Origin of the sequence: Pseudomonas sp. USHLN015, assembly GCF_037153275.1 — a bacterium.
Classification (GTDB): Bacteria; Pseudomonadota; Gammaproteobacteria; order Pseudomonadales; family Pseudomonadaceae; genus Metapseudomonas; species Metapseudomonas tohonis.
Genome location: NZ_JBBCKP010000023.1, coordinates 13,784 through 30,101, shown reverse-complemented (window position 1 = coordinate 30,101; position 16,318 = coordinate 13,784). Strand labels below are relative to the sequence as shown.

Below are 16,318 nucleotides of genomic sequence, written 5' to 3'. Positions count from 1 at the left end.
CGCGCCGGCCTGCAGCGTCCAGTCGCCGGCCGCCTGCAGGTCCTGTTGGTCCAGGGCCCCGCTCAGCACCTGCTGCACCGCGCCCTGTACGGCCGCACGGGTCACCTGGGCGTCGGTGCCGCGCAGGGTCCAGCCCTGACCTGCCTCCAGGCTTCCGAGTCGCAGGCCGTCGCGCAGCGTCATGTCCACCGCACCACCGACCTTGGCCGCGCCGATCTCGCTGCGGCCCGCATCCAGGGTCCAGCCGCCGGCGATCTCCAACGAATCTGCCTGCAAGGCCCCGCCGTGGGACTGCACCAGGGCACCGCCGAACGTCGCAGCACCGAGCATCGCGGAAGCGCTGTGCAGGTCGCCAGCACCGGAAACCTCCAGGTCGTCAATCCGCAAGTGCCCGGAAAGATCGGCGCGGAGGCCGCCGTGACGGCTGCGCAGGACGCCGATACCCAGCTCATCGCCGGACAGATCCACGCCCCGCTCGGCGTCAAGCGAGCCAATTTCCACCTGGCCGCTGCCGCTTAGCAGGACGCCCTCGCCGCTGCCGACCCGATCCAGCTTCAGGTTCCCCAGGGAACGCAACCACTGGCCCGCCCCGCTGTCCAGAGTGCCGCCCTCGATGCCGGCCGCCAGGGCCAGGTACAGCGCCCCGGTGGCGCTGTCCGCTTCGAGACGCCGGGCCGCAAGTTCGATGCCCTGGGCCAGCGAACCGATGTCGCCGAGAGCGGAGAGCCGCAGCAGGCCGTCGGCTTGCCAGCGGCTTCCCGCAGCGAGTCCGGCGAGGCTGGCGGCCTGGATGTCCAGGTCTCCTCTTTCGATGGTCACATCGCCCAGCCGCACCTGGCCACCACTGGTGAGGCTCAATCCATGACGTGCCAGCAGGCTGCCACCGTCGACCGTCAACCAGTCGCCGGCGACATCCGCCACCAGGCCACCCAGTTGCCACCGCCCGCCCTGGTGCACCTCACCGACCTGGGCGAGGTCCAGCGTGCCGCCCACGGTGACCGTCCCCAGGCGCAGCACGCCGGGTTGGCTGGCAAGCCCCTGCAGACCACCGATCCAGGCATTGCCTCCCAGCTCCAGGTTGATCCGCTGCGATGCGGAACCGGTCCCCAGCTGCACCCTCTGTGCGGCAGCACCGGTGGTGCCGCTGACCCTGAGATCGATCTGGCCACCCAGCAGGTTCTCGCCCAGCTGGCTGGCCGAGCGCAGGTCGCCCAGTACCTGCAGCGACAGGCGATCGACACCGGTCAGGCGATCGAGACTGAGGTCGCCGTGCTGGACCAGGTCCAGCAACCGTGCCCGGGCGGTGAGGTCTCCGGTGACCGCCAGGTTCAGTGCCTGCTTGCCACCGATGGCGCCGCCGGTCGCCTCCAGGGTCACGTCGTGGCCACGGATCACCACCTTGTCGCCATTGGCGCTCTCGATGCTGCCATCGGTCTTCAGGCTGATGCTGCGGCCGTCGAGGGCGAAGACGTTGAAGTCCTGGTCGCCGCCGAGGAACAGGTCGCTCTGGGCCGTGGCGGTCAGGGTGCCACTGGCCTTGACGTTGACATCGTCGCGTTGCGCGACCCGGATCAGCAGCGGGTTGCCGGCATCGAACTCGATGTCGTCGCGCTCGGCGGACGCCAGGGCGGCGCGCTGCTCGTTGGTGAGCGAGGCGGTCTTGCTCAGGTCGATGACGATCGCATCCGCCTTGAGGCGACCGATGCGCGACGCCTCCAGGGTGACATTGCGCCCTTCGATGTTATTGGCCTCGCGTACCACCGAGCCGCCGTCGTCCCGCCGCAGCAGGCTGGCGGCGATGGAGTAGCGCAACTGGTCCTCGCTCCACGTGGCCGTCTGCTCGAGGCTCCTGAGCTCGGCATCCTGCAGCTGATAGGTGAAGTTCGGGTCGTAGGTGGTTCCGCCGTAGGTGGCATGCAGCGCCTGGTAGTCGGCCATGCGCCGGGCCTCCTCGCTGGCGATCCGCTGCTCGCTCCAGCCCAGGCCTGCCAGTTGCTCGCGCTGGCCGGCGCTGAAGGCGGCCTGGCTCGCGTCGAACGCCACCTCGCCCCCCTGGCGCAGGCGCCAGTACTGGGCATAGCGTTGCTGCCCGGCCTTGATCAGGGCGCCGCGCTGCTGCGCCATGGCCTCCTCGGCCGCGCTTCCGGTCAGCCCCATGCTCGTCCAGAGCCGCTGCAGCTCATCGAGCGCGCGGTCGTCGTAGCCCAGCTCGCTGTTGCCGTCATAGAGGTTGCCCGAGGCCACCTTGACCCAGACATCGCCACCAGCCTTGAGCTGATCCAGCCAGAGATCCCCACCCACTTCCTCGAGCTGGATGTCCCCCACCGCGCTGGCGCGCACCAGGCCCTTGGCGCCGTTGCCGGAGTCCAGGCGCAGTGCATGACCGGCGCTGCCGACGCTGCCATGGGTGGAAACCAGCTCGATGGCGTTGCCGGTGACGGTCATCGCGCCGATGCCGAGGATGTCGCCCTGGGCGCTGAGGCCGATGTGCTCGCCACCCGCGCTCAGGCGGCTGAGGTTGACCCCGCCGTTGAGCGCCTTGAGGTCGATGCTGCCGTTGCGACTGGAGGCGCCCAGGCTGCGGGTCGCTTCGACACGCAGGGCCTGCTCGCGGCTGCCGATCGACTGCCCGGCGTCCAGGTCCAGGTCGCGCGCCGCGATCACCAGGTTGTCGCTGTTCTGCTCCAGGGCGCCGTCGACCTTGATCGAGGTGCTGCCGCTGAGGTTGTACATCGAGCCGCGCAGGGTGACCGAGCCCTTGGATATGAGGTCGATCAGCCCGCTTTCGCTGCCGATGAAGCTGATGTCGATGGGCCGGTCGGCCTGCACGGCATAGCGGTTGATCTCCTTGCTGCCCGAGCTGTAGACGCTGGTCTTGGTGGTCCTGTAGATCTGGCACCAGATGAAGTGCACCTGGCAGTAGCCACCGCTGTATTCGTTGATCTTGACCGGGTCCTTGGTGGTGTAGGTCTCGTTGACGCGGGCGATCTCGCCCTGGCCGATGCCCACCCGGAAGGCCGCCAGCGCCGAGTTGTCCGGATCCTGGTCCGCCAACTGCAATGCGTAGCCCTGCATGATCGCGTTGAGCTGGGCGTCATCGACGAAGCGGTAATTGCGGATCAGGTTCTTGTCGATCCTGTACAGCCCGCTGGTGGAGCCCATGTACTCCGCACCCGGGATCGCCGTGCTCTGCCCCTTGACCGTGTTTTCCCAGGCCAGGGTGCCGTCCCCGGTGGGGATGAAGCCCCAGAAGGCATCCCAGTATTCCTGGCGAGTGGTGGTGGTGCTGTCGTCGCGCCCCGTCAGCCAGACATAGGAACGCCCCGCCGTGGTGGTGTAGGTCGCATCGCGTCCGGCGCTGCTGCCCTTGAGGGTCAACGGGCCGTTGCTCCAGCCTTCGTAGCGCTGCACCTGGTCGCCCACGCGGGTATAGACGGTGGACCAGAGGCGCTCGCCACCGATCTGCTGGCCGTTCTCGCCACGCCCCAGGTCGTTGATGCGCAGGGTGCCTTCGACGCCGTTGCCCAGGTCGAGCCCGGCGATTTCCAGGCGACGACTGGTGTTGTTGGTGATGTGCACCTGGCTGAAGCCGTCGAGTACCTTGAGTTGGCCCTTGCCCGTGCTGAGGATGTGCCCGGTCAGCTCCATGTAGCCCCCGCCCACCTGCACCTGGTCCAGCACGATGCTGTTGCTGTCGAAGTCCCAGGCATAGCCGAGCGTGCCGGTGCGCGCGTCGGTCTGCACCAGTTGCAGCCGGTTGCCGACCGCCTGCGAGCGCAGGCTGTCGATATTGGCGAAGCGCGACTCGTCGATGGTCACGCGCCAATCCGCCACGCCACTCTGGATCAGGCCGTTGATGTTCAGGTAGAGCGCGTTGATCACCACGTTCTGCCCGGCGACCGTGGCGGAACCGTTGTTGTAGAGGGTGCTGCCGTTGTTGTTGCTGGCCGGGTCTCCACCGATATGCACGAAGGCGTTGGGATTGTTGAGGACGAAGTCCTGCCCGGCGCTCAGGCTGAGCTTCTGCGCACGGATATCGGCATTGGCGTAGATGCTGCCGTACTTGGCGCTGAGCTCGATCTCGCCACGCTTGTTCAGCAGGCTGCCGTTCACGTAGATGTCGGCCGCCGGCATGCTCAGGCCGGAGACGTCCTTGGGATTGTCGGCGGGGTTGCGCAGGTTCTGCACCAGGATGCGCGGCGCGGCCGAATTCTCGGCGACCGTGATGCTGGCGAACGACACCGTGCCGGTGCCGGGCTTGTTGGCACTGCGGATGCTGGTATTGCCGGACATCCTGGCGCCGTTGAACAGCAGCTGGCCGCCGACATGGTCGGGAATCTCCAGGCCCTTCAGGCTGAGGAAGGCCTCGCTGTTGTTGATGATCTCGATCTTCGCGTCGCCCGGTGCATTGAGCTTGCCGCTGCCGATCAGGGCATCGCCCTGGACCAGGATGTTGCCCGGCTTGGCCAGCACCGGGTCGATCTCCAGCAGCCAGATCTTCAGGCCCTGGGGCAGCGTGCCCTCGCCCGAGATGGCACCGGGCTTGTCCACCACCTTGCCGCCGATCTGCTCGTAGAGCCGGGCCAGGGTCTTGTTCAGCAGCGTGCGCTCGGCCTCGAAGGCCGCACGCTCGACGGCGGAGATGCCGTAGTTGGACAGGCGATCGTTCAACTCCTGCAAACGCCGGGTGAGCAGTTGCGAGTACTCGCCCTGGCTCAGGGTCCAGGTGATGCCGTCGCTGGCCTCCTGCATCACCGGCACCACGGTCAGGGTGCCCTGCGTGGAGGCATTGAGGCTGGCCGGGTCCACTTCCTTGCCATCGAGCAGATACTTCAGCCCGCTGATCACCAGCTTGCGCTGGCTGTAGACGCCGGCGTCGAGCTGGCCGTCGATGCGCACCAGGCCCTGCGCCTCGTTGCGCGTGCCGCCACCGGTGATGTCCAGCGATACCTGGCCGACGATCGCCCCCAGCAGGTCCGCCGCGGCCTGTCGATAGAGGTCCCTGCCCACGCCCTTGCCGGAGAGCACGCCCTGGCCCTGGCCGGCATACGCATGGATGTCACCCACGCTGCGCAGGCCGCTGCCGGCCTCCACCTGCAGGTTGCTGCTGCGGATGTACTCCGCCGCCGCTGCGGGGTCCGTCACCACAGGGAAGGCGGTGTTGTTCCAGAGGTCGGTACGTGCGGTCAGTTCAGCGCGGTTGACTGCACCATCCAGGCCATAGCCGGCCAGCAGGCGCAGATCGCCATAGGCGAACAACGCCGCGTTGCCACGTACCTGGGCCAGGTAGTCGGCCTTCACCCGGGCCAGGCTGCTGCCGCTGGCCGCGCCTGCGGCCCCGTAGGTCTTGGCATTGGCGTTGCTGTCGATGGCATAGGCGCCACTGGCGGCGAGCACCAGGTCGCCCACGCTGTAGAGGTCCGACCGCTCACCGATCCGGGCCTCGGCGTTGCTCTTGAGCACATCGATCGACGACTCGGCCCGGGCGATGCTGATCGCGCCGCCGCTGTCGAGTTTCACCCGGTCATAGGCATCGACCCGGTTGAACGCCTGGATCTCCAGCTTCTGCGGATTGCGCCAGTCGCCCTCCACGCGCAGCCGTACATCGTTGCCGATCAGGCTGCGGGTATCCAGGGCAATGGAAGTGAGGCTGCGCGCCGCCGCCGCATCCAGCACGCCGCCGGAGCCGGACTGCACGTTGTAGGCCGTCGCCTGGGGCTTGCTCACCAGCGCGCGTGCGCTCTGGCTGTAGCCCTGGCTCTCGATCCGGGCGCCGTCCAGCAGCAGCGCGCTGGTGGCCAGGTCGAGATCGTTCTGTGCATGGGCGCCGCTCACCCCGAGCAGCGCCGCGCTGGTGCTGTCGACGAAGCTGTTGAAGCGTGACTGCTGCAGCGCACTGAGCGCCAGGCTGCCGACCTTCATCACGCCGTCCTGGGCACCGCGTGCCCACAGGCTGGCAAGGGTGCGGCTGCTGTCGGACGTCTTGCCGACGGCGGCGGCGCCACTGACCAGGCCGCCCTGCCCGGCCCGGGCCTCGGCCTGGTTGTCCTGGCTGCCCAGGGCGCTGATCTTCACGCTGCCCAGGGCGCTTTCGAAATGCCCGGCCACCTCGGCCAGGGTCTGCGACTGGGACAGGGCCTGCGCCACCGTAGCGCCCAGGGCCAGCAGGCCGCCGAGCTTGCCATCGGCATGGGCACGCTGGCGAACGTCGGTCTCGGCCAGGAAGGTCCAGTTGCCCCCCGCCGTGCCACCGAAACGGCTGCTCGCATCGGTATGCAGCAATGCCTTGCTCAGGGAACGGGCCGTGGCCACGGCGGCATTGGCCGAGATGCCCACGCCACCCGCCAGGCTGTGCGCCTTGACGTTGGAACTGTCGTTATCGCCATCACGCAGCACCCGGCTGCGTAGCTGTCCCTGGGTTGCGGCGAGCTGCACATCGCTGCCCACGCCCAGCTCCGCGACCGCGCTATTGAGGCTGTCCACCAGGCTGCCGCCCGCCGACAGCAGGCCGCCCAGTGCATAACCCTCGCTGCTGGCCTGCAGGCGGCTGCGCACCTGGGCATCCAGGTCGAGCGCCTGCGTGGCGATCAGCGCCGCACCGCGCCCCACCATCAGCTTCGCCTGGGAGGCATCGCGCGCCAGCAGCACCACGGCGTTCAAGCCGCCCAGGATGCCGCCGCTGCTCCCCCAGCCCTGCACCTTGACCGGCCCCGCCGCCAGGGCGGAAAGCAGGACATTGCCGGCGCGCAGCGCGGCATTCGCAGCCACGTCGAGGCTGACGCGGCTGTCATGGGCCGCCACCCCGAGCACCAGGCCGGCCCCCGCCAGGCCGCCGACCGCCAGGCCGGAAGCCTGGACATCCAGCGCCTGCGTATCGACGGCCCGGCCCTCGATGTCGCCGCTGACCTGTACCGCCCCACCCAAGGACGCACTCACGCCGTTGTTGAGCACCGCGGCCGCCACTGCGCCACCCACCGCCCCCAGCGCGGCGGCCTGGCCGCTCAAGGCGTGGACGAACATCGCGTGGGTGTAATCGCCATCCTGCCCGGCGATGGCCTTGTCGCTGGCGGCAGCCCGGATCGCCAGGCTGGCGGCCTTGAGGTTGCCGTTCAACAGCTCCGCGACCACCTGGGCATTGGAGAGGCTGAACGCCATGGCCGCACCGTAGGCACCGCCGGCGAGGCCGGCACTGCCGGCCTGGTTGCGACTGGCGAGGCGGTCTTCGGCCGTCACCCGCGCAGCGCCGCTGAGGCTGACCTGGCTGTCGCTGACACGCGCCACGGTTTCGTGGGTGCGCGGGGTGTTGCCCCGCAACCGGTCACTGACGGTGACGGTGGAGCTGGCATTGACGCGGGCCAGGTCCTGGTCGTCCTTCACGCTGACGCGGACATAGCCCTGGCTTGCAGCGTCCCAGACCACCTCCTCGTGGCTCAGCTCCGCGACCTGTCCCTTGCCGGTGATCGTGTCGAGGCTGGCGAGCGTGCCCTTGCCGTCCTTGTCCAGATAGCTCAGCGGGTCCACGGCCGCGTCGCCGGTGCCGACCTGGGTGGCGCCGCTGCCCAGTAGCAGCAGGCCGATGCTGCCGCTGAGGCTGGCGAAACCGAGGCCGCCCGAGGTCGTCAACAGCTCGGCATACCCTTCACGCAGCGCGTCCACCGCCAGCGAGGCGGCCTGCACGCTGCTGCGATCGAGCAGCGCACGGGTGGCGCTGTTGGCCACTACCACGTTGGCCGAGGCCCCCAGTGCGGCCGCACCGACCACGCCCGAGCCGACGTTGCCGGTCACCCGCAGGTTGTCATGGGCGACGATGTTCAGGTCCCCCAACGGGTTGGCCGCGGTACCGAACTGAGCCTGGCCCGCTCCCGCCTCCGTGGTGGTTTCAACGACCTGCACCAGAGCCGAACCGGCAACGGCACCACCGCCTGCCGCCGCCCCTACCAGGTTGCTATGGAGCTCGCTCGTGCCAGTGGCCAGCACGCTGGCCGACCCGGCACGTACCCGGGTGTCGGCCAGGCTGTCCGGCGCACCGGGAGCCTCGCCGACCCAGGCACGGGTCAGCGCCTGGTCGAGCACCAGGCCGAAGTTGGCGCCCACGCCCACCAGGCCGCCCGCCAGGGCCAGTGCATTGGCACTGAACTGCTGCAGCGCATCGGCGCTCACCCGCAGGCTGCCAACGTCCAGGTCGCTGCCCTTGTCCACCCGCGCCTCGGTGGTGCCCTTGGCGATGATCAGTGCCACGTTGCCGGCGCCGCCCACGATGGCGCCCGCCGCGCTGGCCAGGACGGTGCTGGCGAACTGGGTGGAGCCGGCACGCACCTCGGTCGCTCCGCGACTCGATACCCGCGCGCTGCTGATGACGGCCTGGGTCTGGCGCTGGATGACGGTGCTGTCCAGCGCACCGGCCACCGCCGCAACCCCGAGGCTTAGAGCCCCACTGGCCAGGTAGCCTGAGCTCAGCGCATGGCTGGCGGCACCCACCAGCACCTGCTGGGCGGCATCGGCGCCGTCGGCCTGGTTGATCTGGGCGGACTCGATGCTGGCGCGGGTGACCCCGCCGATCACGTTGCTGTTACCCAGTGCCGCAACCGAAGCGCTGTACAGCGGCACGAAGGAAACCGACCCCGCCGCCGCCAGTTGGCCCACCTGCTGGACGGAGCTGGCTTGCACGGCCAGCCCGCGGAACTGCCGGGACCCCAGGGCGAGGCCGGGAATGGGGTTGAACTGTTCGGCGTTGCTCCACAGGCGCGCATCCTTGCTGGGGCCGTTGAGCAGCACACCGTTATCGATCGTCGCGGCACCGCCCAGCGCGAGGGCGCTGACGCGGGTTTCCGCGCCGGTTATCCCGGCGGTGGTGCTGCTCTCGATGACGTTGACCGTGGCGGAGCCGCCGACAGACGCGGTGCCGCTGCCCATGAAGGCACCGGCCGCGCCGCTGATCTGGTCGGTGGTGCGGGCCGATACGCCGACGTTGTTGCGGGCCAGGACCCAGGCGCCCTGTTCGATGAAGGCCCGGGCGGAACTCTGGATGACGTTGGTGGCGGCCGACCCGCCGACCGAAGCGGTGGAGGACACCGCACCACTGATGGATGCCGAGCGGATGGTGGCGGCGGAGTGCGCATCCAGGCTCAGGTCGCTCAGGCTCCAGCCCTGTGTGCCGTTGTGCCCGAGCAACCGGGCCTCCACCTGGCTGGCCACACGGTTGACCGAAGTCGCCACGCCCACGGCAGCCGTCCCTGCACCGGCAGCGCCGCCGGACAGCGCCGCGATGCTGGAGCGATCCTCCGCCTTGACCTTGAGCACACCGGCCACGCCGGCGCTGCCATCGATCTGCGCGCGCGTCACCGCGCCGATGTTGTTGCTCGCGTTGGAGAGCGCGGCGGCTCCCGAGCCGCCGACGCTACCGCTGACCGCCAGCGTACGGATGCTGCCGTCGGTAACGGCCGAGACCTCGACCGACGATGTGCCAGCATCCACCATGCTTGCGCGAACCCGCGCGATGCGTTGCTGCTCGATGGTGCTGATGGCGACCGCGCCGGCGCCGGCACCGCTGCCGCCGACCTGCAGGTTGCCGGCCCCGGTGTAGATATCGGCCGCCCCCTCGCTGACGCTGATCTTCACCCCGCTGGCGCCGGACACCGTGCTGTCGTCCAGGCTGGCCCGCTCCTCGCCCTTGATCACGTTGATCGCCAGGGACGCGCCCACCGCCGCCGAACCGGCACCGGCGCCACCAATGGCCAGGGAGCGGATTCCCGAGGACCCGCCGCTGAGCAGACTCAGCTTGCCGCCGAGCTGCAGGGTGCTGTCGCTGACCTGGGCGATGCGTTGCGCCAGGATCACGTTGTTGGCGTTGGCCACCCCGACCGAGACGTTGCCGGCGCCGCCGACCGAGCCGGCCAGACTCCAGATCTCGCGGTTGCCGCGGCTCGCATTCAACTCCAGGCTGCCCACCTCCAGGTGGCTGGCGCTGATACCGGCCTTCTCGCCCCCTTCGATCACGTTGCTGGTGGTGGAGCCGGAGATCGCCGCCGTGCTGGCTCCGGCACCGGACACCGCGGCGGCGTAGATGGCCTGGTCGAGGCTGGCGCTCAGCGCCGCGCTGGAGAAGCCGTTGATAGTGCCCTTGTCGATGGCTGCGCTGCGCTGGGTACCGATCCGGTTCACGGAAAACGCCCCGCCCACGCCGGTATTGCCCGAGCCAGTCACCTGGCCGGAAAGCGAGGCGATCAACATCCCCTGGCCCTGGGCCGCATCCAGCGTCAGGGCCTTGCCACTGCCGCTGGTGCGCAGATAGCCCCCGGATATGGCGACGTTGTCGCTGCCATCGATGTTGTTCACGACCACCGAGCCGCCGACGCCGGCCGTGCTGCCACCGACGGCGTTGACGCCTACGCCCCAGATCTGGCCATCGAGCCCCGACGACAGCTTCGCCGAGCCGGTGAGTTCGACATCGCTGTCACTCAGCGACGCCTGGCGCGTCGCCTCGATGAGGTTGATGGCGATGGCCGAGCCGACACCGGTATTGCTGCCGCTGGCCGCCAGGTTGAAGGCCAGCGAACCGATGAGGGCGCCTTGGCCGGCCTGTGTCGTGCGGATGATGAGGTCATCGGCGCCGATCCGGGCATTGCGTGCCAGGGCCTGGGTGACGTCGGCGATGCGGTTGAAGGTCAGTGCACCGCCCACCGCGACATTGCCCGAGGTGACCGCCGCCGAGATCGCGGCGCTGATGATGCGGCTCTGTTGCGCCGCGTCCAGGGTCAGGTCGCCGCCCAGCTGGTAGCGCCCTTTCTCCAGCAGGGCCTCGACCCGCTGCTGCATGTCGCTGATGCCCACGGCACCGCCAACGGCGGTCGAGCCACTGCTGCCGGTGATGTTGCCGGCCAGGGAGTACTGGCCACCGCTGCGCTCGGCGCTGATGCCGAGGTTCCTCGCCTTGAGGGTGCGGTCGCCCATGTCCAGCCCGGCGAGCACGGTGCCGCGCCCGATCAGCGCGGTGGCCGAACCGGACACGCCAGCCTCGGCGCTGCCGGCCCCGGATACCGCGGCGGCCAGCACATCGGCGCTGTGCCGGGCGGCGATGGTCAGGTCGCCACTGAGATCGACCTGGCTGTTGGCCAGCTTCGCGGTGTAGCCACTGCCGGCGTAGACCAGCGCGAGGGAGCCCCCCACGCCAGCCTTGCCACCCGACGCCCCGAGGCTGCCGGCCACGGCCAGCACCGCCTCGCCGGCGATATCGCCGTCGAACAGGTCACCGGGGCCCTGCTTGCCGTTGAGCAGGTCCTTGTCCACATCGCCCTTGACCTGGATGGCGGAGACGGTCGTGCCGCCGCCCAGGTCCAGGCCGCTGTCCAGCAGCGTCGCATCCGCTGCGCCGGCGAACCGGGCGTCCAGCGCGGAAGCGCCGGAAACGCTCTGTGCGGTCAGGTTCAACGCACCGCCCTGCAACGACGACAGCACGGGGCTGCCGCCCCCCGTGGGCGAATAGGCGTCGATGCGCGCCTTGACCTGGTTGGCCAGCACCAGCGCCAGCAACGATCCCGCCCCCGCGCCGCTGTCACTGCCGGTGCTGACGGCACCGGCCAGGGCACCGGCCAGCACCCGCGAGGCGCTGGCGGCGGCGACATCCATGCGCGCGAAGTGGCTGGCGCTGCTGCCCAGCCATTCGGAGGCCAGCTCATTGGCCAGCACGCCCACCACCAGCGAGCCGCCGGCGCTGCCGCCATTGCCCTTGCTGCCGGCGAAGGCGCCGCCGCCGAGCATGACCCGGGCCCGGTCGTAGGCACTCACCTCGATGCTGCCGGGCGCCGCCTCGCGTTGCTCCACCTGGCTGTTCTCCACCACGGCACGCGTGCGGTTGCCCATGTAGGCGGCGGAGCCGGAGAGCGCCACCGCCACGTTGGTCTCGCTGCCCGCCGTGGCTGCGGCCAGGCCCAGGCCCATGGCGATCTGGTCCCCGGCGCTGAGGGCCTGGACCTGGAGCAGGTCGTTGCCACGCAGCAGGACGTTGCCGACCCGGGCATCGGTCTCGTTCATCAGGTGGTTGTAGGCCAGCGCGCCGGATAGCGCGGAGCTCGACTCGCTCTTCTGCTTGCCGGCGAGGGTCAGCGCCCCGGCCCCGGAGCCGCTGAACTGATGGGTCTGGTTGAGCGCCAGGACCTGTACCTTGCTGCCGCCCTGAGCCGGGTCGCGCGGGTCGAGGACGATATCGCCGAGATCGGCACGGCTGCGCTGGCGCGAAACGTTGATGCTGCTCGAGCCGGCCGCGGCGATGGAAAAGCCCTTGCCCTGCCCGCCGGAGTCACTGCCGCCGCCGTCCGGACCGGAGCCGGCATCCTGCTTGCCGAACAGCTTCTTCATGCTGTCCCAGCCGCTGGCGATCTTCGAGGGCGCCTCGCTGACCACATCCTTGACCTTGCCAGCCGCGCCGGCCAGGGAGCTGAGGGCCGGGGTGACGTTGACCACGCCCAGGGTGATGGATTGCAGCAGCGCCTGGCCGAAGCTGTCAGCCAGCTCGACCGTGGGCTTGCCGATGTCTCCGGCCTTCTTGGTGGCGTCCTCCTGCTGCTTCTTCTCTTCCTTGCCCTTGGCCACGGCACCGGCGATGGCGAATGCACCGCTCTGTCCGGAGCTGAGCGCCTGCACATCCAGTACATTGGCCTTCCAGGCCCCCCTGCCGCTGGCATCGAGCCCCTGGCCCATCACCATGGGACGCCAGTTGAGGTTGTTCCCCACCAGCGCATTGACGTCGGTGGTCAGCACATTGAGCGCCAGTCCGCCGCCAACCCCGGCTCCCGCGCCAAAAGCCACGGCACCGGATGCGGTCCACAGGCCCAGGCGGTGCTCTGCCTGCACGCCGACCCGCCCCGCCTCGACGCTGGCGGTGTTGTGGATGGAGGCGTTGACGGTGGAGGCCAGGGTATTGGCCACCGCCGCGCCATTGGCCGCCGCGCTGACGCCCGAGCCTGCCGAGGGGCTGATCGCGAGGATCAGGTCGTCCTGCAGCGCCTGGACCTGGACACCAGCGGCCTTGACCACGGACTGCGCACCGATGCCCGCCACCGCCTTGCTGGAAACGGTCTGCACGTTGAGCGCTCCGCCCAGGGCCGTGGGTTTGCCGTCCGAGGGCGACGCCGCCTCGCCACCGACGCTGGTGCCGAACAGGAACATGCCGATATTGCCGGCGATGGCCAGTTGCCCGAGCTGGTTGCCCGCGGCCACGGTAATGGGTTGCGCCCAGTCCCAGCGACGGTCGCTGGCCATGGCGCTGAGCGGGATCAGTTGGCCATTGCCGTCACGGCGCTCCGCCAGCCTGGCCAGCGGGCTGCTCTGCCAGGCCTGCTCGCTGGTGGCCAGAGCATCCAGTCGCACCTTGTCACCGACCCAGGCGCGGGTATCCACCAGGTTGGTGAGCACCGACACGGAGCCGGTGATCGCCAGTTCGTCGGAGGTGCCCTGGGAGTTGGCGTATTGCGTCGAGAACCCGCCCGCCAGGTCGTTGGGCCAGCCTTTGAGGCTGATCATCCGCTTGCCGATGTCGCTCAGCGAACTCCAGCGATCGAACCCGTTCAGGCTGAGCGGCTGGATGTAGTTGGCGCCGATGCCGATCCGTTGCGCGCTGACCTGGGCGCCATCCCCCACCAGCGCGCGGGTACCCTGGTTGAGCGTGGCGATCGCCACCGCCATGCTCAGGGAGTAGTCGTTCTGGTCCGAGCCGCGCTTGGAACCATTGACCGTGCTGTTGGACAGGTTGTGCAGGTTGCGGATCTCCTGCAGCGCGGTGTGGCTGAGGTCGCCGCTGAGGCTCAGTTGGCTGCCCTTGCCGATGCTGGCCTCGGCCTGCTGGTCGCTGACGACCAGGGCGAGGGAGGCGGCGAGGCGGAACTTGCTGTCGCTGGGCTGGGTCGGGTTGACGTCCTTGAACTTGCTCAGGACAAAGTTCTTGATCGGGTCGACCGTGCCGATGGCGCGGAACTTGATGAAGTCCGCCAGGCTCTTGCCGGCTTGCGAGGTGGCCTCGTTGTGCTGCCGGGACACCAGGTTGGTCGCACTGATTTCGAGGTTGCGAGCACCGCTCAGGTTGGCATCGAATGCCGCGCGGGTGTTGCTGTCGAGCACACTCAGGGCGAGCACCGCCCCGCCTGCGGCACCGTTGCCGATGGATTTGAAACTGGCCGTGTTGCTGATGTCCTGTTCGCTGAGCGCCAGCACGCTGACGTCGCCACGGGTGTTCAGCGAGGCGCCGGCGTTCACCTGCGCGGTGGTGGTCAGTGCCGTATTGGCCATGGCGGCGGCGAAGCCGGTGGTAGTCACCGGTTTGCCCTCGGCGTCATGGCCGTTGGAGGCCTCGGCCTTCACATCCAGCCTGTTCTCGCTGTGGGCCTGCACGGCGATGCCCTGCCCGCCCTTGAGCACCGCCCCCGACTTGATCTCGACGCGGGTCGCCCCGCTGATGCGCCCGAAGGCGACACCGGCGTTGAACGGGATCAGGCTCTGCACCACGGGAATGGAGAAGCTTTCGGTTCCCACGTTGCGGGTGCTGTCGGCCTTGACCAGCAGGGAGCGGCTGGCCTGCAGGCTGGCGCCGTCGAGCACCTCGACCGTGGAGTCGGCCTGGGCGATGGAGACCGCCAGGAAGGGGATGAGCGCCGTCAGCTCGCTGAAGTCGGCCGGATCGGCGCCAAGGGCCTTGAGCTGGTCGGGATCGTTCAGCGAGCCGATGCCGGTGATCGGCTTGATGAGGTCGCCGATGACCTTGCCCCAGGCCGCCTCGTCGGACCAGCCGTTCTCGTTCTTGATGCGCAGCACGTCCGCCTTGATCGCGGCACTGTCGAACAGCGTACCGAGCAGCGACGGGTCGACCACGGCCACGGCATTGCTGGCCAGGCTGATGTCGTTGCCCTTGAGGGTGCCCGCCACCTTCACGCTGGCATCGGCGGCGGAATAGCCCCCCAGTTGCCGGCTGATCGCCGTGGCGCTGACCTTGATGTCGCCCTGCCTGGATTCCTCGGCATGGCTGGCATCGAGCACTGCACCCTTCTCGATGTTGACGCTGGCCACGCCCCGCTCCGGCGCCAGCAAGGAGTTGGGCTGTTTGCTCAGCCTGTCGGTGAGCTCGGCGACCGTCTGCACCTGGTCGCCTTCGCAGAAGGTGCAACCGCCATCGCTGACGGCGCTGACCTGGATGTCCCCCGAGCGGCCGGCACCGCTGGCGCGGGTGCTCAGGGTCGAGCCCGTGCGCAAATTGACGGTGCTGGCTTCAAGGGCGATCTTGCCGCCGTTCTTGCCGGCAGCGCCCTGGGTGGAGATGTTGGCGGTCGCGGTGAGCTCCAGGCTCTGGCCGCCGGACACCGAAACGTTGGCGCCGCTGCCGTCCGCCATCAGGGCCGCGAGTTCGCCGGAAACCGTCGCCGAATCGCGCCCGACGATGCGTATGGCGCCATCGGCACGTGCCACGGCCTGCCCCACCGCCAGGCCCTCGGTGTTCACCGTGCCGCGGAACACCGCGTCGGCGATGTCCTTGCCACCTTCGATGCGGGCGCCATTGGCCACGACGGCGGCGGCGCCGAAGATGTTGACCGACCCGACCGCGTTGACCCGCCCCTTGATCTCCACCTTGCCGCGATCGGTACCGGGAAGGTCGGTGAGCGTGCCGGCTTCGTTGTAGAGGCCGTTGCGCAGATCGTCCACGAGTCGCGCCGTGCCATCCGCCGACAGTGTGCCGACGGCACTGGAGAGCTGCTGCATCTGCTGGGTGGAAGGCGTGGTGATGGTCAGGCTGCCAACGTTGACCACGCCACCGGCCCCCACCACCAGGCCATGGGGGTCGGCGAAGAGGATATTGCCGCCGATGCGATTGCCATCGGTCAGTACGCCGTTGAGGGTGCCGTTGATGACGACGCGCGAGTCGTGCACCAGATTCACCAGGTTGCTGGCGCCACCGGGCACGTAGAGGTTGACGGTATTGCCGCTGCCCACCTGGAAGTGGCTGAAGGAGTTGAAGCCGGTCTGGCCGCGGACCGTTCCGGTCGTGATGTCCGTCACCGAGCCCTTGGTGGCGATGCTGGTCGCCGTGCCCGCGTAGTGGATGACGGTGTCACCGACCAGGTAGGAGCCTCCCGCCGCGACGATGTTGTTCGATTCGGCCCAGGCCGACGGCACGCCCATGCCGACGAGGATGGCCGCCGCGATGCGGGTTGGCTGGAAGCGCTGGCTCGGAAGAACGCGGGGTGTCGTACTGGGGGAGAAGCGCTCGACCGGCATGCTGGACCTCACTGTCACGAAAGGAAATTTCACGGATGGTGAATTTTCACTATTCGCTATA

1 protein-coding gene is annotated in these 16,318 nt (G+C 69.1%); it reads right to left on the bottom strand.

Going from position 1 to position 16,318, the window contains the following annotated elements; translation table 11 throughout:
- A partial coding sequence (locus WFQ67_RS30120; RefSeq protein ID WP_337058995.1) for a leukotoxin LktA family filamentous adhesin occupies window positions 1-16,257 on the bottom strand: 16,257 nt, incomplete at its 3' end.
- Window positions 16,258-16,318: the final 61 nt, after the last annotated feature.